Genomic DNA, 18988 nt, shown 5'->3' with positions numbered 1-18988 from the left:
CGGCTCCTTCCTTGCCGGGTGGCCCGCGAGGGCCGCGACGATGTCGGCAGCCGTCAGCACACCGGCGAGACGCCCGTCTTCAGCCAGCACCGTTCGCAGGTCCTCAAGCAGGCGCTCGGCGGTGGCGTGCCCGATCGTCTCTGCGCGGCGTCCGCGGGCTCCGGCCCCCGTCGGCTCCGAGCCGCCACCCGCCCGTCAGGTCGGTGAACACGGCGAGCCCGGCGCCCGGCTGGAGAGCGCTCGTGTCGTCGCGTTCCTCGATACGGGCTTCGTATCCGGCCCGGGCGAAGACCTCCCGGGCGCCGTCCGCCACCCGGCGGCTCACCGAACGTTCTCGCAGGTGGGAGGCGAGGGCGATCCCCCACACCGATCGCACCGGCCCGGGCCGCTCGGCCTCCAGGGGCCCGAGCGGCCCGAGCGGGGCGTACTTCGAGCCGTAGCACGCCACCGCCACTCGGCGGATTTCCGGGCCGGACCAGGGTGACCGTGACCGCGAGACCCATCCGGCCGAGCAGGGGTGCGAGCACGTGCCGCAGATGGAACGGGGAGGGTTCCTGTTCCTGGAACAGCCCACCGGTGAGTTCGACGTGGACCGGCTCGTGAGCCTCGGCGATGACGGGCAGCAGCGCGAGCGACAGCGCGGTGGCCGACCCCGCCGTCCCCACGTCGAACGCGTACCGTCCCTGCGGCGTCTCACCGGCCGGACGGAAGGTGAACTCCCGCGAGCCCAGCGACGCCCCCGCAACCTTCCGCCGACCAGCGTGCGGACCGCCTCCACCGCGCAGAGATGCTGACGCCGCAGCCCTGGTCGCGATCTGCCCGCCCGGACGTGGCGCAGACGAACCGGGGCACCCGTCACGCCCGCGTAGGTCATCGCCTGGCGCACGATCACGCCCGCTCCGGAGCACGCGGCTCCGTCGATCTCCAGCAGGGCACTCATCAGGATCCACTCCGCACCTCTCGCACTTGACGCCGAAAACTGTCGTGGCCTCCTGCGACGGCTCGGTTCCCAGGGTCTTCATCGCACCTCACGTGCCCCAGGCGCGTCCCCGAACGAGGTTGCGGGATCGTGCCTTACACCCGAGCACCATCCGCGACCGGAGCACGCGTTCGGCGTCGGAGCCTCAGGCCGCTGCGTGAGAGGCCGTGGCCATGTGGTCGGTGAACCAGTCGCGCGCCAGATCGGTGACCTTCTCCAGTGCGCCGGGCTCCTCGAAGAGGTGGGTCGCGCCGGGCACGACCGCGAGCCTGCTTTCGCAACGCAGGCGGGCCTCTGCCTCCCGGTTGAGGTCGAGCACCAGCCGGTCGTGGCCCCCGACGATCAGCAGCGTCGGCGCCGTCACCGCCGGCAGCCTTGGCCCGGCCAGGTCGGGCCTGCCGCCCCGGGAGACGACCGCCGCTATCCGCGTGCCCGGCTCGGCGGCCGCCCACAGCGCGGCAGCCGCGCCGGTACTGGCACCGAAGTACCCGATCGCACGCCCGTCGGCCTCGGGCTGTCCACGCAGCCAGCCAGTCGCGTCCGCAAGACGCCGGGCGAGCAGGCCGGTGTCGAAGACGTTGGCCCGGTTGGCCTCTTCCTCCTCGGTGAGCAGGTCGAACAGCAGCGTGCCAAGACCGGCGCGGCCCAGTCCGGCCGCGACGAACCGGTTGCGCGGGCTGTGCCGACTGCTGCCGCTGCCGTGCGCGAACACGACGATGCCGGTCGCGCCCGCGGGCACCGTCAACTGCCCGCGCAGCACCACCGCACCAGCCCGTACGTCCGCCTCCCGATCCTCGGGCACGGCGGGACGCGGCCCGGTCCGGCCGGTGCGCAGCGGGCGGGCGTTCGCCTCCTCCAGACAGGCGACGACCTCGTCGTCGTCGGTCTGGGAGAAGTCGACGTAGAACTGTCCGATCGCGTAGAAGATCCGCGGGGTGTGCGGGCATACGAACTCGTCGGCGTCCCCGCCCAGCCGTGCCGTCCAGTCGTGCGGTGCCACGGGGACCGCCAGCACGATCCGAGCGGCCCCGCGGGCGCGGGCGATCTGGCAGGCCGCGCGCGCCGTCGACCCCGTGGCCACGCCGTCGTCGACCACCAGCACCGTACGGCCCTCAAGCCCGATCGGTGCCCGCCCGCCCCGGTAGCGCCGGGCCCGGCTCTCCAGCACCTCCCGCTCACGTGCCTCGACCTCGCCCAGCTCATCGGCGGTGACCTGCGCGGCGCGCAGCACGTCATCGTTGATCACGCGCACACCGCCCTCACCGATCGCTCCCATGCCCAGCTCCGGCTGGAAGGGCACGCCGAGTTTCCGCACCAGGCAGACATCCAGTGGCGCGCCCAGCGCGTCGGCGACCTCAGCGGCGACCGGGACCCCGCCACGGGGCAGACCCAGCACCACCACCTCGGCTCCCTTGAAATGTGCCAGCCGGCCGGCCAGCTGCCGGCCGGCCTCACGACGATCCATGAACAACACGATCCGACCTCCTCAGCCCCGAGGACATGGTGAGCAACGCGACGCCCCGTACTTCCATGCTCGCCCCAGCAGGGCACGGTCGCGCACCGCCGCGGACCCGCGGTCACCGTGGTGAGCCGCCGCCCTCGCCGCGGGGTCCACCCCACCGTCTCGGCTGCTCACAGCCGCAACACCCAGTTCGTGTCAGCGGAGTTGGGCCATTGTGTCCCGTCTCCGTTGATCTGGTCCCGTTGGTGCTGCTGTCGGTGGGGGTGGCAGGCGATCGTCCCTACCACGACGGCCACGATCGGGGCGACATCACTTCTTCGACTCCAGAATGCCGTCCAGCGTCCGGCGCCGCCGCATTCTGCTCATCGTCGGATCGCTCTCGACGTAGTACCAGACAAGACCCATCGCCTGTTCGAACGCCCATGCCTGGCCACGCTCCCACTCCAGATCGTCACAGACCAGTGAGTTCTTTCAGAGTGGCCACTGATCAGGTGACCGGCGGGCATGCCGCGACGCACGAGGCTCCCGTGTCGTTGGGAGAGGTGTTCGACGTCTCAACTCAGCAGCGCGGGAGCCTCGTTGGTTCCCTATACTGCCGCACGCGACCTGCCTCACGCCCTGGTCGAGTGGGTAACCATGCTCATCGTCAACCGTGAGGGTGACCGCCGCTGCAAACTTCCGCCTCACCAGCGGGCCCTCGTCAGCCTGGTCTACCTCCGCCGGCACGACACCCTCACGCAGATCGCCACAGGCTTCGGCATATCCGTCGGCACTGCCCACGCCTACGTCACCGCCGTCGTCGGCCACCTGTCCCGCCGGGCACCCGGACTGCCGCGGATCCTGCGGGAGACCGATCCCGAGTACGTACTGCTCGACGGCACGCTCACAGAATGCGACCGCGTAGTGACAGCCCGGCCCGCTGCGGGCGGGGCTCCAGTTTCAGGTACACCGACGCGATCGGCCCCGGGATCTCGCACAGGGTCCTCAGGATGTCGTCGTTGACCGACGTCGTGGTTCCCATGTCGGGCTCCCGTGGTGGGCGCGCCCGTCCGCGACGACTCCGGGGCATCGGGACCGAATCCGAGAAACCGCTCAGGAATCGAGATCCCCATGAGCTACGGCGGCGGCGTCAGGACCGCTCAGGCAGGGCGCCCGGCCGCGGACCACAAACACATCTCCGGCGCGCCCGCTCCGGGCGCGCTGCGGTCCCTTCTCGCCGCCGCGTAGCTGATCACGTCTCGCAGCGGTGTCGTGCGGTCAGACGGAGACCTGCAAGGTGGGCTCCCTTCGCCGGCATTGTCCGGATCAGGTGATGGAGGTCGCCTTCCGGTCTCACAGACCTTCCAGCCTCTCAGCCCGACCGTCGACAAACACCCCGCGCGGAGCCTCCGCCCATCACCCGGGGCCATCCGGTCGAACTCCCTCGCTCGCCCTGCAGGCCAACTTCCACGATACGCCCGCCCCCACCCAGTGCCAAGGCGGACGACCCCGTCACTGCCCCGATGGCCAGACCCGAAGGCGGCTCGGTGACCCGCCGTCCCCCGGCTGCCCACTCACGGCAACTGATGCCCCGCCGTTCGTCCGCGAGCGGGCGGAACGGGACGGGGGCGCCACCGCCAAACCACGGCGGACGGCGGCGCCCGGGGACTGCGTCGGACCGCTGTCTCGCGTTGGGCCGGGCGGCCCATGTCCCACAGTCTCGGCCGCGGCCACACTGGAGATACGGGCTTTGGACGAAGAAGGTGGTTCCCGTGTCGGATCGGGTCGTCGCAATCGTGTGGCCGGACGAGCGCGGGATGGTGTTGCGGCTGGGCCCGCGGCGCGGGGTCGCGACCCCGGGAGCCGGTTCAGGATCCCGCTGACGGACCGGATGTCGAAGGTCGCCCCGCGCACGGTGACCGACGTCATCGCCGGCAACCCCGTCGTCCCGCGGTCGCAGTACCCGCAGATCCTCGCCGAGATCGCCGCCGAGAAGAACTCCACCATCGTCTTCCCGCCCAGTTACTCGAAGCGCCCGGGCCCTGACCCGCTTCGTCGACCGGGAAAGGAGGTCCGCGACGACCGCACCAGCGGTCACACCGACGAGCCCGACAGCGGGCGACTGCCCCGGGCAGGACTCACCCACCCCCCGGGACGGAACCCTCACCGACCCCCTCAGAGGACAGGTCTGGACATGAACGAGCAGACAACGAACAAGCCGACGCGTACCAAGACGTGGACTCTGCGCGTGGACCTCTTCGAGGAGGGCGACGCCACGAAGGTGCACGCCGTCCTCGACACCGGTGACAACCGGCTGGAGAGCCGCACCGAAGCCCACCGCAACCCGCACGACCCTCCCGCGCCCGAGATCGGCGACGAATACGCGGCCGGGCGCGCCCTGGTCGAGCTCGGCCACCAACTGCTGCGCTTCGGCATGGCCGACGCCGACGCCAATGAACCGCCCCTGCACGGATGACCGCCACGGATCCGACCCACCGGCCGCGGCCTGTCCGCTCGTCGCGGCGCCGTCCGGTCCCTCACTGAGGGAACGGTGTTCATGAAGTACGCAGGCGGCGGGAGTGCCGATCACCGCCGGGCCCGGCTCGGAGACATCGGCCGACGAGTGGCCCGGCGCTGGCACCTGCTCGGTCTCGGTCGCAGGGACCTGGCAGACCGGGCGACACGCCGGGGTACATGCGGTCGTCGGCCGGTGCCGTCGACGCCGTGATGCTCACCCGGCGGGCTGCGGCACGCGGCACGTCCGCTGGGAACCGCTGGGCGGCGAGCCCGGGGGAGCCCCCGGCCGTGCCCCTCGCCGGCACATCCCGTCCCGAAGGATCTTCCGGAGAGGAGTGCTGGGGAAGCCGCCGCCCGACGGGATCGGCCGCATCGCGCCGTCGACCGGCAGCGGGCCCCGTCGTGCGACCGGTCGACTATCGACTCCACGAAGGCAGAGCAGGGCTGGCCTGGTGGGTATCCGGGCTGGTGACGGCGTAGACAGTCTCCCGGGTCCGCCGCTTGCCGCTCTCCTGGCGGGTCCAGTCACTGACGCGTCGGACCAGCCGCTGCCGGTTTCCCCCCAAGGGCCGAACGGCACAGCAGGTGGCCACGGCCAAGGTCCTACGGCTTGCCGGATGTGTTCCGGATGAGTGAGGTCAGGAGATGACTGCGGCGTGGTGGCCAGGGCTCGAGGCGCGGGCCGGATAGGGGTCTGTCATGACGACGATTCCCCTGCGCCGACGTCCTGCTCTCCTCGGCCTGGCCACCGCCGTGCTCCTGACCGCACCGACCGCGATGGCAGCCACGCCACCAGCCCCCTCCGGCGCCCTCTTCCTCTCGAAATCTGTGGCCTCGGCCGACGGGAAGCCCTCCCCGCCGGCCGACACCGGCTGGCAGGTCGAGAAGTTCAAGCACCAACTGGCCAGATCCGGCTACGTCTCGCAGACGGGAACCGAGGCAGTCTTCGACCTGAACAAGAGGTACTGCGAAGGCGCCGTCTTCAGCGCCATGTGGCCCAATCCCCAGTCGCCCTACATCGTCACCGGCATGCCGGAGGTCCCGGGTCAGGCGCCCAACACCAACCCACCCGCGACGTGGCGCCTGCGGCAGGACGAGGCCATTGTCCTGATCGGCACGACCCCGCCGCCGGAGGAGTACTTCTCCTTCGACCTCACCATGCTGAAAGGCTCCCTGCCGACCGGCCCGGTCCTGTGGACCTCAGTCGGCGACCCGGTCAACAACAAGACCGTGCGCACACAGGGCCGAACACCGTACGACCGCCCGTTCGCCCTGGTGATCACGGGTAACGGACGCACCCGGACGGAGGTGAACAGGATGCTGGGCGCCTCCGGGCTGGGTCGCGCGACGAACAACCTGACGATCCCTCCAGCCATGTACCGGCTCGGCCTCGACCAGGACTCCGACCAGTTCCTGTTCGGCATCCGCACAGCCGTGGCCGAGCCCGGTTTCGAGAAGGCGCTCGACGACTACCGCGCCACACCTCCGCTCCAGGTCTTCCGGGTACGGCCACAGAGCGGCTCCGGGGACGAGACGACGCCGGTGTACGAACCCGATCCGCTGCCCGTCCCTCGCCTGCGTGTCTCCGGGACCGGGGCCACCGAACTCGACCTCAACCCCACCCTGCAACTGCTGCGCCAGCGGATCATCGACGCCCACCCGGGATATGAGGCGCGCGACGAAGTGGTCGAGCGCGGCTTCGAGGAGTCGAACCCGGGGCTGCAGGACAACCTGGTGATCGATCCGCCCATCACGGGGGTGGGCGCCCTCTCCAACGACGCCGACGACCCGATCACCCGGAACTTCAGCCTGCCGGACGGCTCCTTCGTCGTCGCGTACGGCACGAACCACGCGGCCACCCGCCAGGCGACCTACTCGAGCGCCACCCTCTACGCCGACGCCAAGGCCGCCGTGGCCCTGGCCGCCAAGAACAACCGTGAACTGCAAGGCAGCGCACGCGACTTCATCCCCGACCAGCCGAACGCGGACCAGCTCTACACCTGGACCTTCAGCCGCGCCGGCGACACCGGACCGGCCGGCCCGCACGTCACCACACTCCCGCCCACCAGCACCGACTTCTGCGCGCAGCACGGCACCAACCGGCCCGTCGACATGAGCACGCTCCGCTTCGTAGCACGCGCCTACATGCAACCCGACACCCTCACCCGCCCCGCCCTCTCCTCGCTACTCCTGGACCGGCTGCTCATCTTCACGCCGAAGAAGTAGAGGTGCCGGCAGGGCGAGCAGCGGGCCGCCGCCAGGGGTTCCGGCAGGGGCGGTTGCAAGTCCCGGGATCGCGTAGACCGTCTGTACCCGGCGGAAGTTGACGCAGCAACAGCACAGGCACGAGACCGGTGATCATCAGGGTGTCTACGCCAGCTGATCACATTGAGGTCCCGTGCCTGCCGCTTCGTCTCCCCGATCCCCTGCCGTCCTCAGGACCAGACGCGCTGGCTGGTGCAGGAGAAGAAGGCGCACGACATCGCGGTGATCAAGGGAAACCAGCCGGCCGCGTCGACCCAGCCGCGGGGACCCACCGGTTGGCCCGTCCCGCGAGCCCCATGAACGCCGGGCCCCCGACCCGGCCCCATTCCCCCACCGGTCTTCTCCCCGAGACAGAGCACCGCCGGGGCCGAACGGCCCACGGTCGAGACCAGCCTTCCTTTATTTCAACCTGTTCGCCGTCGTGAGCCAGTGGACTGCTCGGTACGGGGAACCCCACTGTCCGGAATCGCCGGGGTCGCAGCGTGGAAGCACGATCACGAGCGGGAGCAGTCCCGGCCCGGTTCGACGGTCGCCGAAACCGCGGCCGAAAGTTTGCGGTTCAGCGGGGGCCGGGCTGTCGCACCACGGCGACGGGGCAGTGCGCGTGGTGCAGCGCCGCCAGGCTCACCGAGCCGAGCAGCAGGCCCGCGAAGCCACCGCGTCCCCGTGCGCCGACGACGAGGAGCTGCGCGGCGCCGCTTGCCTCGATCAGAGCCTCGCGCGTGGGACCGTGCACCAAGCGGAGCTCGACCGGGACCTCCGGATAGCTCTCCCGGTGCCCCGCGAGCGCCTCGGCGAGCAGGCGTTCCTCGGCCTCGGCGAGCATGCCCGGTGCGCTCGCGTACGGTTCGGCGGGGTCCTGCGGCGGGGGCACGGGGGCGTTCCAAGTGGTCCAGGCATGCAGGGCGACGAGGCCGGCGCCGCGCAGCGCGGCCTCCGCGAACGCGAAGTCCACCGCTGCCGAGCCGGCCCGGGAGCCGTCTGCCCCCAGCAGAATCGGCCCGGCCGGCTCCGACTGGTCCCGCACGACGAGCACGGGACATCGGCCGTGTGCCGCAAGATGCACCGCCGTGGAGCCCACCATCAGTCCGACGAGCCCTCCCACGCCCCGGGATCCGACGACCGACAGCTCCGCGGCACGCGACTGTGCCTCAAGGACCGTCACCGGCGCTCCCCTCACCACGACATGGGTGACGTCCACTGTCGGCGCCACCGTCCTGGCTCGTTCCACCGCCGCGGTGACCAGGCCCTCGGACATCCTCTGGATCTCGTCCCGGGTCGGCATCGGCAGGGCCTGCCACAACGGCACACGCGCCACAGGCCAGTGGAAGGCGTGCACGATCCGCAGCTCCGCGTCTCGCCACCGGGCCTCCCTGGCCGCCGCCTCCACGGCGCCAAGGCTCGACGTAGAGCCGTCCGCTCCCACGATCACCAGCCCACTCACGGCGCTCCTCCGCCCGGATCGTCAGAGGCACAGCGCGCTCACACGAAGGGTGTGCACGGGGCGCCTGGGACGTGACCTGATCGTCTTCACCGGGAAATACGCCGCCAAGCTCGGTGCGGGAAGACACCGCCCGGGATCTCCCGTCGGTCGGACCGGCCCTTGGACCTGGTCTCCCGCGTTCGGGACGGCTGTGCCGAGTCGTTCACGGGCGTCCTCCCTCCTCCGCTGTGTACGGCCACGGTCCGTCGCCGTACAGCTGCTCGGGTGATACGAGGAGCACGTCCCCGTTCTCCTCGGCTGCCCGGAGTCCCGGGCTGAACCCGGCGGCCGAGTAGCAGACGAGGCGGGTCCGGCCGGTGTCCTCGCCGAGAGCGGCGAGGCGCGTCAGATGGCCGCGCAGCCGTTCGAGGTGGGGCGTGTCCATCGGGTGCGTCCAGGAAACCAACCCGATCGACAGCAGCGGACCGGGGCGGCGGCCTTGCTCACCGCGCACCACGACGTCGATGATCACCGGCTCACCGGTGGTGTGGGGCAGGGAGCCCGACACCGCGGATTCCGGCGCTTCTCCGAAGAGCTCCGCCGGGGCGTACAGGACCGCCCACTCCCGGCAGATCCGAGCGAAGTACGGGCCCGCCACATCTCTTTCGAAGACGGCCCGGGCCTGCCGCCAGATCTCGTCGATCTCCGTGACATCCGCGTCTACGAGTTCCGGGCGGTGCGGGCGGATCACCGCGTGGTCGAAGGCCAGCAGCGGTTCGGTGATGCGGTAGTGGATCAGCCCCGGCTGGAAGGCGTCGGGCTCACCGCGGACCAGGCCGCGTTCTTCGAGGTGGGACAGAATGTGTGGCACGTCCGTCGCCGGCCGGTCGAGGAAATCGGCGATCTCCCCGGGCGTGGAGCGGCCGGCGGCGAGCGCGGCCACGGTGGAGTGGCACACGGCGACGTCCCAGCTGTCCGGTACCCGGTCCAGGATGTGCCCGGCCTTCCAGAACAACGGCAGCCTCGGGCTGAGCACCCGCTCCTGTATCCACCGGTCGAAGTCGGCGAAGCCGGTGGGGGGACGGTCGCCTGCGGGGTCGAAGCGGAAGGCCGCGCTGCCACCGACGACGGCATGCACGCGCAACGCGAGCGCGAGGTCCTCGATCGCCCACAGGTCCCTTGCCCGCCGGAAGTCCAGTGGTGCCACCTCCACGACCTGGTCCACCCACCTGTCGGCGCCACTGAGCAGTCGGGTCATCACCGGTGTCGTACTCCCACAGAGCAGCAGCCGGAGCCGCGAGGAACCGCCTTGGCCATCGCCCAGCTGATGGCACACCTCGTTGATCGTGGCCGGGAGCCCTGGGCTCTGCCGTACGACCTCGGGGAATCCGTCGATGACGACCAATGCGGTCGGTCCATGCCCCGTGACCGCCAGCGCGAGCAGCGCGTCCCTCCATCCCGTCCAGTGAGGCGCCCGTGCGAGACCGGCATGGCGCGCGTACCGCTGGGCGAGCGCGCGGAGGGTCTCGGCCTGAGCGGCTTCCTGGCAGCTGAAATAGAACCCGCCCGTCGCACGGGTCAAGGCCTTGAGAAGAAACGACTTGCCGTGCCCCCGTGGACCGGTGACGACACCGATCGCGGGCCCGGGACGTGGATCGCCGACGAACGCGACAAGCCTGTCCCACTCGGCCTCACGGTCGTAGAGCCCCTGAGGCCGGGCGACAGGGGTGACCAGTGCTCCCACTGTTCCCTCCCTTTCCCAGAACACCTTCTCGTGCCTGTGGAGGACCCGCCGAATGCCAGGGGCGAGGAGAGGGGTCTTCGCCCCGCTCATCTCACGATACGAGCCGGGGGGCCGGGCCGTGAGGTCCCGATCAGTCCCTCGAAGAACCCCGTTCGGCCCCTCCCCTAGCGCCACCGATACGTGCCGCTGGATGCCGGCCGCTCAGGAGACGCCGGCGTCCAGGAGCCGCTGAGCGTCGGCACCGAGCCCGATGAGTACGAAGTCGACGCCGACGCTCCTGCACATCCGGTGGGACCGCCTGGTTCATGGCCAACGCTGCCTACGGGCACTACGCCGAACTGCGCCGTACCCAGCTGGTCTCACGCCATGTCGTCAGCGCGGAATCGCTGGCCGATGCCGACAACCAGGGCGGCGCGCGTTCGGATGGTGTGCTGGTGCCGGTGAAGCGGCATGACGCCGACGGGCGCCGCGGTGCGGTCGTACGGGTGGCTGCGGGGCAGCGGGAAGGCGGGCACGTGGGCATCTGGTGTGAGGGCCAAGGCCGCGTCACCTCGCCTCCCATCCGTCCGGAGGCCGCCGTGTCGGCCGGTCTGGCTGTGGGCTGCGGCACCGTGGTTGGTACCGTCGCCGCGGCCTTCGCTGCCCGCGAGATCGTCCGTATCACCGCCGACCGGCACCGGCTCGTCGAGTGGGGCCGCGAATGGGAGCGGGTGGAACCTCGCTGGACCGGCCGTGCGGTATGACCGCTCAGGCTGGTGGCACACGGCTCGTGGCCGCCCGGCTCGCCGTCGACCAAGGATACGGCGGAAGGCGGGGCGCGCAGCGTGCTCCGCGCGAGCACACGGCGTGAGGGCAGGGGGCACGTCATTTCGGTTGCGGGTGGGCGTGTGACCAGGTTGGTCATCGGTTCCCGCCTGTGCGACTGGCCCCCGTGGGGAGCCGCGCGCACGCTGGAGGTGGATCATCCGGGGTCGGCAGCGAGGTGGTGGTGATGATGCGGTTCGGGACATCAGCCGGGCTGGGCCCACGTCTGGGCCGCGCCCTCACTTCGGGGTGAGGGGCCGTGCCGGGCGAGCTCGGGGTACCGGAGTCGGCTTCGGTGTCGTTGGACCCCGAGGAGCGGGTGGAGCTGCTGCTGCGGGACCTGCGCAGTACGCGGGAGGGGCTGACCTCGCGGGAGGCGGCCCGGCGGCTGGTGCACTACGGGCCGAACATGCTGCGCCGGCGCGGTGGCCGACGCTGGCCGGGTGAGCTGGCGAGGCAGTTCACGCACCCCTTGGCGCTGCTGCTGTGGGCGGCGGCGCTGCTGGCGTGGTGGGCGGGGATTGTCGCGGTGGCGCTGGCCGTCGTCGTGGTGATCGTGGTCAACGCCGGGTTCGCGTTCGTGCAGGAGATGCAGGCCGAGCGGGCGGTGGAGGCGCTGGCGGCCTATCTGCCGGAGCGGGCGAAGGTGCTGCGTGACGGGCAGGAGCTGGTGGTCGATGCGGTCGGCCTGGTTCCGGGGGATGTGCTGGTGGTGGAGGAGGGGGACCGGATCTCGGCCGACGCGCGGCTGATCACGGGTGGGGTGGAGGTCGACCTGTCGGCGCTGACGGGCGAGTCGATGCCCGCCTACCGCTCCGCCGACCTCACCGATGTGCACGTGCCGCTGCTGCAGGCCCGGGACCTCGTGTTCAGCGGGACCGTGTGCACGGAGGGTGAGGGGCGGGCACTGGTCTTCGCCACCGGCATGCACACCGAGCTGGGCCGCATCGCCGCCCTGTCCGAGCGGGTGGAGCGCGAGGTCAGCCCGCTGGAGAGCCAGGTCAGACGGGTGGCCTGGCTGATCGCCCTGATCGCGGTGGTCACCGGCCTGGCGTTCTTGCCGATAGCGGTGTACGGGGCGAGGCTGCCGTTCCACGACGCGGTCGTCTTCGCGGTCGGCCTGCTGGTGGGCAACGTGCCCGAAGGGCTGCTGCCGGTGATCACCCTGGCCCTGGCCCTGGGCGTGCGGGAGCTGGTGCGGCGTGGGGCGGTCGTCAAGCGGCTCAGCGCGGTGGAGACGCTGGGTTCGGCGGACGTGATCTGCACCGACAAGACCGGCACCCTGACCGAGAACCGCATGCATGTCGCCACCGTGTGGACCGCAGCCGGACCCCAGCGCCTCACCGGCGCCGGCACGGCGGACGACGGCGCCCTCGCCGCCCTCGCCGCGGTGATGGCCCGCTGCAACAACGCCCATCCCGCCACCGACGGCACCGACGGCACCGCGATCGGAGATCCCACCGAACTCGCCCTGCTGGAGGCCGCCGACCGTCTGGGCCACGCCATCCCCCCCGCCGACCGGGAACGGGCCCGTCGCCGGCAGTTCCACTTCGACCCGGTGCTCAAGCTGATGTCGACCGTGGACGAGCGTGATCACGGAATGTGGACGGACACCAAGGGCGCACCCGAAGCGGTCATCCCCCGCTGCAGCCTGATCTTGCAGAGCGACGCACGCACCCAGCCCCTCACCGAGGACGCCCGCCGCGAGGTCCAGGAGCAGGTCGATGCCCTGGCCCGGCAGGGGCTACGGGTCCTGGCCATGGCCCAGCGCCGCCTGGACGCATCCGCGCCGCCAGATTCCCGCGCCGAAGCCGAGCAGGACCTGACCCTGATCGGCCTGGCAGCCATGGCGGACCCGCCCCGCCCCGAGGTCGCCGAGGCCGTCGCCCAGTGCCATCACGCGGGCATCAGAGTCATCATCGTCACCGGCGACCACGCCCTGACCGCCGCAGCCATCGCCCACCAGGTCGGCATCGGCAGCCCCCACACCCGGGTGGTCACCGGCGGGGAACTCGACCGCATGCCCGAGGACGACCTCGACCACCTGCTGCGCAACCACCGCGAACCGATCTTCGCCCGCAGCTCACCGGAGGCCAAACTACGGATCGCCGACGCGCTGCGCGCCGAAGGCCACGTGGTCGCCATGACCGGCGACGGCGTCAACGACGCCCCCGCCCTTAGGCGCGCCGACATCGGCGTCGCCATGGGACGCTCCGGTACCGACGTCGCCCGCGAAGCGGCCACCATGGTCCTCACCGACGACAACTTCGCCACCATCGTCACGGCCGTAAGCGCCGGGCGCCGGATCTACGACAACATCCGCAAGTTCATCTGTTACATCTTCGCCCACACCACCCCCGAGGTCACCCCCTTCCTGGTGTTCGCCCTGGGCGGCGGAGCGATCCCCCTGCCCCTGACCGTGCTGCAACTCCTGGCCTTCGACGTCGGCACCGAAACCCTGCCCGCCCTCGCCCTGGGCCGCGAACGCGCCGAACCCGGCCTGATGGACCGCGTGCCGCGCCCCCGCTCCGAAGGAGTCATCCGCGGCTCCATGCTCCTGCGCGCCTGGCTCTTCCTCGGCGTCATCTGCGCCGTCCTGCAGATGGCGGGATTCTTCACCGTCCTCATCCACGCCGGCTGGCACCCCGGCGACCCCACCGGCCCCGGCACCCCCCTCCACCACGCCTACCAGCAGGCCACCACCATGACCTTCCTGGGCATGATCGCCGGACAGATCGGCACCGCCTTCGCCGCCCGCACCGACCACGCCTCCCTGCGCTCCATCGGCGTCTTCACCAACCCCCTGCTGCTCTGGGGCATCGGATTCGAACTCGCCCTGGCCGCGCTGTTCATCTACGCCCCGCCCTTCCAGCACCTGCTGGGCACCGCCGCCCTCACACCTGCCATGGTCGCGCTCGTCATTCCGTTCCCCTTCGTGGTGTGGGGAGCCGACGAACTGCGACGCTGGCTCGTGCGAAGACGAGCGCCGGCCTCGGTCGCCGCCCGTCAAAGCGGCCGTGCGTAAGACGTCGCGGCGCTTGGCCGAGCGGCGGCCGACGTGGCGCTACCGACCCTCCCGGCGGTCTTCAGGCACAGCGGCTGGACGGTGCGGATCACGCGGCCGACCTCGCGGAAGGCGGCGTAGGTGGCGTTCTTCTTGGAGCCCGAGCGCAGCCGCTTGAGCAGCGTGGACGAAGGGACCGCCCCCTCCCGTACGGAGACCGCGACCTTCATCGGGTGGCGGAACTGGGACTCGATCAGGTCCCAGTCGATGACGTTCTTCCCCACCTCGCCGAACAGCGCGTCGATGTGCACGTACTCGGTGGACTTGCTCACCCGGTGGAAGGTCAGGCCCTTCCAGTTCCTGATCCTGGGCATGAGATCGAAGCCCAGCAGGTGCGCGAGTGCGAACACCGGCTGCGACTGACCCTGGGTGTCCGCGTGCACGGTGGTCGGCTTGACCTCGGAGAAGTTCTTCAGCAGGCCCTCGATGATGTGGACGGCCTCCCACACCCCGCACGGTGTGCGGGCCGTTCCGCTCGCTGCGCGGCCGGCCCGGTCACAGCCCGGGGATCGCGTTTCGCCGCAGCTGCAGTTCGGAGCGGACGAGTTCGAGGAGACGGCCGGTCCAGTTGCGGCCTCGGCCGCCGTTCTCACCCCAGAAGGCCGAGTCGATGTCGTCGTAGATCATGGTGGCGTCGTCCGTCGCGAGCAGGATCTCGGCCAGTTGGGGATGCTGGTCGTACTTGGCACGGAGCAGCCGGGTCATGACGGCGGCGCGGACGTGCTCCCAGCCTTCATGGCGAGCTGCAGCCGCCGCGAGTTCGCGTGCCGCGAATGCGGTGTCCGCCGCCGCGATCGCGCTGCGGACCTCCGGCCGAGTGACCGACAGGGCCCAGTAGGCGTGGGCGACGGAGGGGTAGACGACCTCCCCGACGGTGAGGGGGGCCGGGTAGTCGTTGCGCAGTCCGCGGCGGCCGGGATCGGACACCGCCTCGTTCGGATACGACGCGGAGAGGTGGACCGCCGGGGCGTACGCGACCTCCGGCCCGTCCGCCGGGACGCGCGTGTCGTGCTGCGCACGCCAGTGGGCGCGCTCCTCGAAGTACGCGAGGGCCCTGTCGTACGCCTCCGATGAGACCGGCGGGTCACTCGGCAGGTAGGTCCGGCCGCCGGGCCCCGCCACCAGCACCCGCAGCGGCCAGTCCTTCCTGTCCATGTCGCCCAGCGCGTAGCGGCGGTTGGAGGCCGGGACGGCCAGGAACGCGGTGTGTGCGGCGGCGCGGTTCTCCTCTGTCCGATCCGCGAGGAAGACGTCGACGGCGGCCAGGCAACGGTCGGTGGAGTCGGGCCGCTGGTTCAACCGGTCGATGGTGTCACGGACTTCGGCGACCACCAGTTCAGGGGTGAGCCAGCTCCGCGGCTCACTGAACTTCCAGGACGCCAGATCGTGCGCGGATGCCTCGGCGCCGTCCGGGAGGGTGGTGGCCACCCAGCCGGTCCGCAGCTTCTCCTCGAACTCCTCGACGGTGACCAGGCCCCAGCAGTCGATGAGTCCGTCGGCGTAGATGAACAGGTCGGTGAGGAAGTAGCTGCCGTTACGGATGAAGGCGTGCCGCCAGGTCCCGGGTATACGGACACCGTCCGCGGTGCGATAGGTGATACGTCTGCCGATCATCCCGCGATTGTGCCGGAGCGACCGCGGGGCGGACCATCAGGCAGACTATGATCACGGCAGTCCTGCGCCCTTCACAGGGGCACACAGTGTGTCGTTCTGGTCAGGGAGCAACGGTTGAAGATGAGGGCTCTTCGCTCGATCGCCGCAGGTGTCCTGTTCCTGCAGGTGGCCTATGTGGTGGTGGCGGGGGTCCTCCTCGCCGTCTTCCTGGAGGACACCTCGGAAATCGACCACACGGACCCGCCCGCGGCCGGAGCGGCGTTCTCCCTGCTCGCCGAAGTGGCGGTGATCGGTGCGCTGTTCGCCTGCGCCCTGCTGCTCGCGGCCCCCGGGAAGTTCACCCGGGTTCCCCGATGGCTCGCGCGGATTCTCTTCGGGGTCGTGGTACTCGTCGAATGCGCGACCATCGTGGCAGCCCTGCTGAACATCGGCATGCAGAGTTTCGGACCTGACGAATTCCTGAACGTCCTCATGATCCTCCTTTCCGGGGCCGCAGCATGCGTCTCGGTGGCCGAGGTGTTCCGAGGAGGTTCCGGCCCGCGCGGGCGCCGCGGGCCGTCTTCCGGGTCAGGTCGTCCGGCGGCGGGCGCGGAGTAGGCGGGCGCCCTTCACCGCGTAGACGGCGGCCACGAGCGCGAGGCCGGCGAGGGAGAGCCAGGCCCAGGATGCCGTCAGGAAGAGGCTCAGCATCAGGCCGACGAACATGAGCAGGCTGCCGAGGGTGTCCAGCAGGTCGAAACGCCCTTGGGTCCGCAGCGCGGGGTCGGTGTCGCGCATCCGGCGGATGACGGGGACGAGGCCCAGGGCCTGGAGGCCGGTCATGCCGAGCGCGACCCACAAGAACCATTCAGGTATGTCCACGGCGCGGACTTTACCGCCCGCCCGCCGATCGCTTCCGGCCATTGGGTGAACAGAGCCTGGCGCCGCCCGGACCCGGTACTCCACCAGTCAACGCCCCTCGAACGAGCGCGCATTCGGGGTTGGCGTGCCGCCGAAGGGCCCCCGCAGCCTCCCCCGCGCGGGCCCTTCCTTCTCGCTGCCGGCTCAGACCGGGATGCCCGGGCCCCAGTACGGGCCGTCGTGTTCGCGGACCTTGCCGTCGTCGTCGAGGACCACGAAGCGGTCGAAGGTGCGGGCGAACCAGCGGTCGTGGGTGACCGAGAGGACCGTGCCCTCGAAGAGTTCGAGCGCTGCCTCCAGGGCCTCGGCGCTGTGCAGGTCCAGGTTGTCCGTGGGCTCGTCGAGCAACAGCAGTGTGGCGCCCTGCAGTTCGAGCAGCAGGATCTGGAAGCGGGCCTGCTGGCCACCGGACAGCGACTCGAAGGTCTGGTCGGCCTGGGCCTGGAGTTCGTAGCGCCGCAGCGCGGACACCGCCCCGCCGCGCTCCCGGCCGTCCCGGTCCCCGTCACCCCGGCCCAGGATCTCCACCAGGGTGCGTCCGATCAGGTCGGGCCGCTGCTGGGTCTGCGCGAACCAGCCGGGCCGGACCCGCCCGCCGAGGCGGGCGGTGCCCGTGTGGGCGACCGGCTCGCCGTGCCGGTCCGGTTCGTAGAGCTCCAGGTCGCTGCCGCCGGCAGCGAGCAGCCGCAGCAGATGGGACTTTCCTGTGCCGTTGGCGCCCAGCACCGCGACCCGCTCCCCGAAGAACACCTCCAGGTCGAACGGCTTTGTGAGTCCCCGTAGTTCGAGGCCCTCGCAGCGGACCGCGCGAAGCGCCGTACGGTCGCCGCGCAGCCGCATGCGGACGTTCTGCTCGACCGGGCGCTCCGGCGGCGGGCCGGCCTCCTCGAAGCGGGCCAGCCGGGTCTGCGTCGCCCGGTACTTCCCTGCCATCGACGCCGAGATCTTCGCCTGCTGCTGGAGGGTGCGGACCAGGTCCTTGAGCCGCTGGTGCTCCTCGGACCAGCGGCGGTGCAGCTCGTCGAGACGTTCCAGACGCGCCGTACGGGCCTCGTGGTAGTCGCGGAAACCGCCGCCGTGCACCCAGACGCCCCCGGCCTCCAGGGTGAGCACCCGGGTGGCCGTCGCGGCGAGCAGTTCGCGGTCGTGGCTGACGTACAGCACGGTCTTCGGGGAGGCCGCCATGGTCTCCTCCAGCTGCCGCTTTCCCGGTACGTCGAGGTAGTTGTCCGGTTCGTCCAGGAGCAGCACCTGCGCACTGCCCCGGAACAGCGCCTCAAGGGCGAGCCGCTTCTGCTCTCCGCCGGAGAGGGTGCGCAGCTCACGGAACCGGGCCAGGTCGAAGGGCAGCCGGAGTGCGGCCTGGGTGACGAGATCCCATTCGACCTCGGCGTCGTAGCCGCCGGCATCGCCCCACACGGACAACGCTTCGGCGTATCGGATCTGGACGGCCTCGCTGTCCGACTCCATCATGGCGAGTTCAGCACGTTCCATGTCCGAAAATGCTCGCCGCAATTCCGGCCGGGCAAGGGATACGAGGAATTCGTGCACCGTGGTCGAATCCCGCACCGAACCGATGAACTGGGGCATCACCCCCAGCCCGCCGACCACCCGTACGGTTCCGGATTCCGGCTTCAACTCGCCTGTGACCAGGCGCAACAACGTCGTCTTCCCCAGTCCGTTCGCACCGATCAGGGCTACCTTGTCGCCGTCCCCGACTCGGAAGGACGCATCGTGAAAAAGCATCCGACCGTCGGCCAACCAGTATTCAAGACCGGAAACCTCCAGAAATCCCATCGATCTCCCACCCCTCGCCGGCCGGTGTGACGCGTCTGAATCGGTTCAATCTCTCACGGCGGTCTTGAGCGAGAGAAATTGCCGTGACACCGTCACCACCGACCGGTCGTTCGGGGCACCTCCCGTTCGGCTCGGCGACCACTGGGTGGTCGGAAACGGGCAACACCCGTGCCCCCGACCGCCCGTCCACTCGAAGAGAGGGGAAACACCATGGAGTCCAACGCTCAGCGTCCGGAGACCCAGGAGACCGCCGAACTGCACCAGGCGGACACGGCCGGCACGCCGGAGCTCGAGACCGACGGTCTCGTCTTCAAGCGTGAACTGCTCAACGAGTTCCTCGGCAACCGCGTCCGCAGCTGATCACCGCCGCCGGGCCCCGGGACCGTACACGGCCCCGGGGCCCGGCCGGCCAGCCGAATCGCCCGGCGCACCGCCGGCAG

At 70.7% G+C, this 18988-nt stretch carries 15 protein-coding genes and 3 pseudogenes; 7 read left to right on the top strand and 11 right to left on the bottom strand.

Going from position 1 to position 18988, the window contains the following annotated elements; all coding sequences use genetic code 11:
• Positions 1-103 precede the first annotated feature (103 nt).
• From ABT154_RS29475 to ABT154_RS29460, 4 genes and pseudogenes are all read right to left on the bottom strand, one after another.
• Positions 104-376 carry a hypothetical protein gene (locus ABT154_RS29475; RefSeq protein ID WP_351860827.1) on the bottom strand — a complete coding sequence of 91 codons (273 nt, stop codon included), beginning with the start codon at positions 374-376 and terminating at the stop codon, positions 104-106.
• A 49-nt stretch (positions 377-425) separates the two neighbouring features.
• Positions 426-940 (bottom strand): annotated as a pseudogene (locus ABT154_RS29470) (RNA 3'-terminal phosphate cyclase); the annotation flags it as partial.
• Positions 941-1124: 184 nt separating this feature from the next.
• Positions 1125-2453: a phosphoribosyltransferase family protein gene (locus ABT154_RS29465; protein ID WP_351860760.1), complete on the bottom strand. Its 1329-nt coding sequence runs from the start codon at positions 2451-2453 to the stop codon at positions 1125-1127.
• A gap of 297 nt (positions 2454-2750) precedes the next feature.
• Positions 2751-2912 (bottom strand): annotated as a pseudogene (locus tag ABT154_RS29460) (aminoglycoside phosphotransferase); the annotation flags it as partial.
• Between the two features lie 108 nt (positions 2913-3020).
• On the opposite strand from ABT154_RS29460, the pseudogene ABT154_RS29455 reads away from it, so the two are divergent.
• Positions 3021-3356: pseudogene (locus ABT154_RS29455) on the top strand (helix-turn-helix domain-containing protein); the annotation flags it as partial.
• Here the strand turns inward: ABT154_RS29455 and ABT154_RS29450 are convergent.
• On the bottom strand, positions 3325-3462 hold the full coding sequence (locus tag ABT154_RS29450) for a hypothetical protein (protein WP_351860831.1): 138 nt from the start codon (positions 3460-3462) through the stop codon (positions 3325-3327). The pseudogene ABT154_RS29455 and the gene ABT154_RS29450 overlap by 32 nt on opposite strands.
• Before the next feature lie 1152 nt (positions 3463-4614).
• On the opposite strand from ABT154_RS29450, the gene ABT154_RS29445 reads away from it, so the two are divergent.
• Positions 4615-4896: a dsRBD fold-containing protein gene (locus tag ABT154_RS29445; protein WP_351860759.1), complete on the top strand. Its 282-nt coding sequence runs from the start codon at positions 4615-4617 to the stop codon at positions 4894-4896.
• A 740-nt stretch (positions 4897-5636) separates the two neighbouring features.
• Complete coding sequence (locus tag ABT154_RS29440) at positions 5637-7163, top strand: hypothetical protein (protein WP_351860757.1); 1527 nt, start codon at positions 5637-5639, stop codon at positions 7161-7163.
• A gap of 598 nt (positions 7164-7761) precedes the next feature.
• Here the strand turns inward: ABT154_RS29440 and ABT154_RS29435 are convergent.
• Both ABT154_RS29435 and ABT154_RS29430 read right to left on the bottom strand, forming a co-directional pair.
• Entirely contained in the window at positions 7762-8646 is an 885-nt protein-coding gene (locus ABT154_RS29435; RefSeq protein ID WP_351860755.1) for a universal stress protein, read from the bottom strand.
• Positions 8647-8848: 202 nt separating this feature from the next.
• Positions 8849-10369 carry an AAA family ATPase gene (locus ABT154_RS29430; protein WP_351860753.1) on the bottom strand — a complete coding sequence of 507 codons (1521 nt, stop codon included), beginning with the start codon at positions 10367-10369 and terminating at the stop codon, positions 8849-8851.
• Between the two features lie 305 nt (positions 10370-10674).
• On the opposite strand from ABT154_RS29430, the gene ABT154_RS29425 reads away from it, so the two are divergent.
• Together ABT154_RS29425 and ABT154_RS29420 are read left to right on the top strand one after the other, a co-directional pair.
• On the top strand, positions 10675-11112 hold the full coding sequence (locus tag ABT154_RS29425) for an Rv1733c family protein (protein WP_351860752.1): 438 nt from the start codon (positions 10675-10677) through the stop codon (positions 11110-11112).
• A gap of 356 nt (positions 11113-11468) precedes the next feature.
• The gene (locus ABT154_RS29420; protein ID WP_351860750.1) at positions 11469-14198 is read left to right on the top strand and encodes a cation-translocating P-type ATPase; all 2730 of its coding nucleotides are present in this window, start codon (positions 11469-11471) and stop codon (positions 14196-14198) included.
• Here ABT154_RS29420 and ABT154_RS29415 read toward each other — a convergent pair.
• Positions 14180-14686 (bottom strand): Tn3 family transposase, encoded by a 507-nt coding sequence (locus ABT154_RS29415; RefSeq protein ID WP_351860748.1) that lies wholly within the window; start codon positions 14684-14686, stop codon positions 14180-14182. The genes ABT154_RS29420 and ABT154_RS29415 overlap by 19 nt on opposite strands.
• A gap of 46 nt (positions 14687-14732) precedes the next feature.
• Positions 14733-15851, bottom strand: coding sequence for an NADAR family protein (locus ABT154_RS29410; RefSeq protein WP_351860746.1), 1119 nt, complete (start codon positions 15849-15851; stop codon positions 14733-14735).
• Between the two features lie 120 nt (positions 15852-15971).
• Here ABT154_RS29410 and ABT154_RS29405 point away from each other — a divergent pair, with 120 nt between their 5' ends.
• Positions 15972-16448, top strand: coding sequence for a hypothetical protein (locus ABT154_RS29405; RefSeq protein ID WP_351860744.1), 477 nt, complete (start codon positions 15972-15974; stop codon positions 16446-16448).
• Here the strand turns inward: ABT154_RS29405 and ABT154_RS29400 are convergent.
• Together ABT154_RS29400 and ABT154_RS29395 are read right to left on the bottom strand one after the other, a co-directional pair.
• Positions 16419-16712, bottom strand: coding sequence for a cation efflux transmembrane domain-containing protein (locus tag ABT154_RS29400; RefSeq protein WP_351860742.1), 294 nt, complete (start codon positions 16710-16712; stop codon positions 16419-16421). The genes ABT154_RS29405 and ABT154_RS29400 overlap by 30 nt on opposite strands.
• 183 nt (positions 16713-16895) lie before the next feature.
• The gene (locus ABT154_RS29395; protein WP_351860740.1) at positions 16896-18548 is read right to left on the bottom strand and encodes an ABC-F family ATP-binding cassette domain-containing protein; all 1653 of its coding nucleotides are present in this window, start codon (positions 18546-18548) and stop codon (positions 16896-16898) included.
• A 210-nt stretch (positions 18549-18758) separates the two neighbouring features.
• Between ABT154_RS29395 and ABT154_RS29390 the strand changes: the two genes are divergently transcribed.
• A complete protein-coding gene (locus ABT154_RS29390) occupies positions 18759-18908 on the top strand; it encodes a hypothetical protein (protein ID WP_317875724.1) in 150 nt (49 codons plus the stop codon).
• Positions 18909-18988 lie beyond the last annotated feature (80 nt).

Origin of the sequence: Streptomyces sp. NPDC001728 (assembly GCF_040297565.1) — a bacterium.
GTDB lineage: Bacteria > Actinomycetota > Actinomycetes > Streptomycetales > Streptomycetaceae > Streptomyces.
Note: the sequence above shows the minus strand (reverse complement) of the source record. Positions and strands in the feature narration are given on the sequence as shown.

Bases quoted from the DNA above. Each gene is read 5' to 3' on its own strand.
- ABT154_RS29440 (WP_351860757.1), top strand. From the start codon at position 5,637: ATGACGACGATTCCCCTGCGCCGACGTCCTGCTCTCCTCGGCCTGGCC.
- ABT154_RS29405 (WP_351860744.1), top strand. From the start codon at position 15,972: ATGAGGGCTCTTCGCTCGATCGCCGCAGGTGTCCTGTTCCTGCAGGTG.
- ABT154_RS29445 (WP_351860759.1), top strand. From the start codon at position 4,615: ATGAACGAGCAGACAACGAACAAGCCGACGCGTACCAAGACGTGGACT.
- ABT154_RS29410 (WP_351860746.1), bottom strand. From the start codon at position 15,851: ATGATCGGCAGACGTATCACCTATCGCACCGCGGACGGTGTCCGTATA.
- ABT154_RS29395 (WP_351860740.1), bottom strand. From the start codon at position 18,548: ATGGGATTTCTGGAGGTTTCCGGTCTTGAATACTGGTTGGCCGACGGT.
- ABT154_RS29390 (WP_317875724.1), top strand. From the start codon at position 18,759: ATGGAGTCCAACGCTCAGCGTCCGGAGACCCAGGAGACCGCCGAACTG.
- ABT154_RS29425 (WP_351860752.1), top strand. From the start codon at position 10,675: ATGGCCAACGCTGCCTACGGGCACTACGCCGAACTGCGCCGTACCCAG.
- ABT154_RS29450 (WP_351860831.1), bottom strand. From the start codon at position 3,462: ATGGGAACCACGACGTCGGTCAACGACGACATCCTGAGGACCCTGTGC.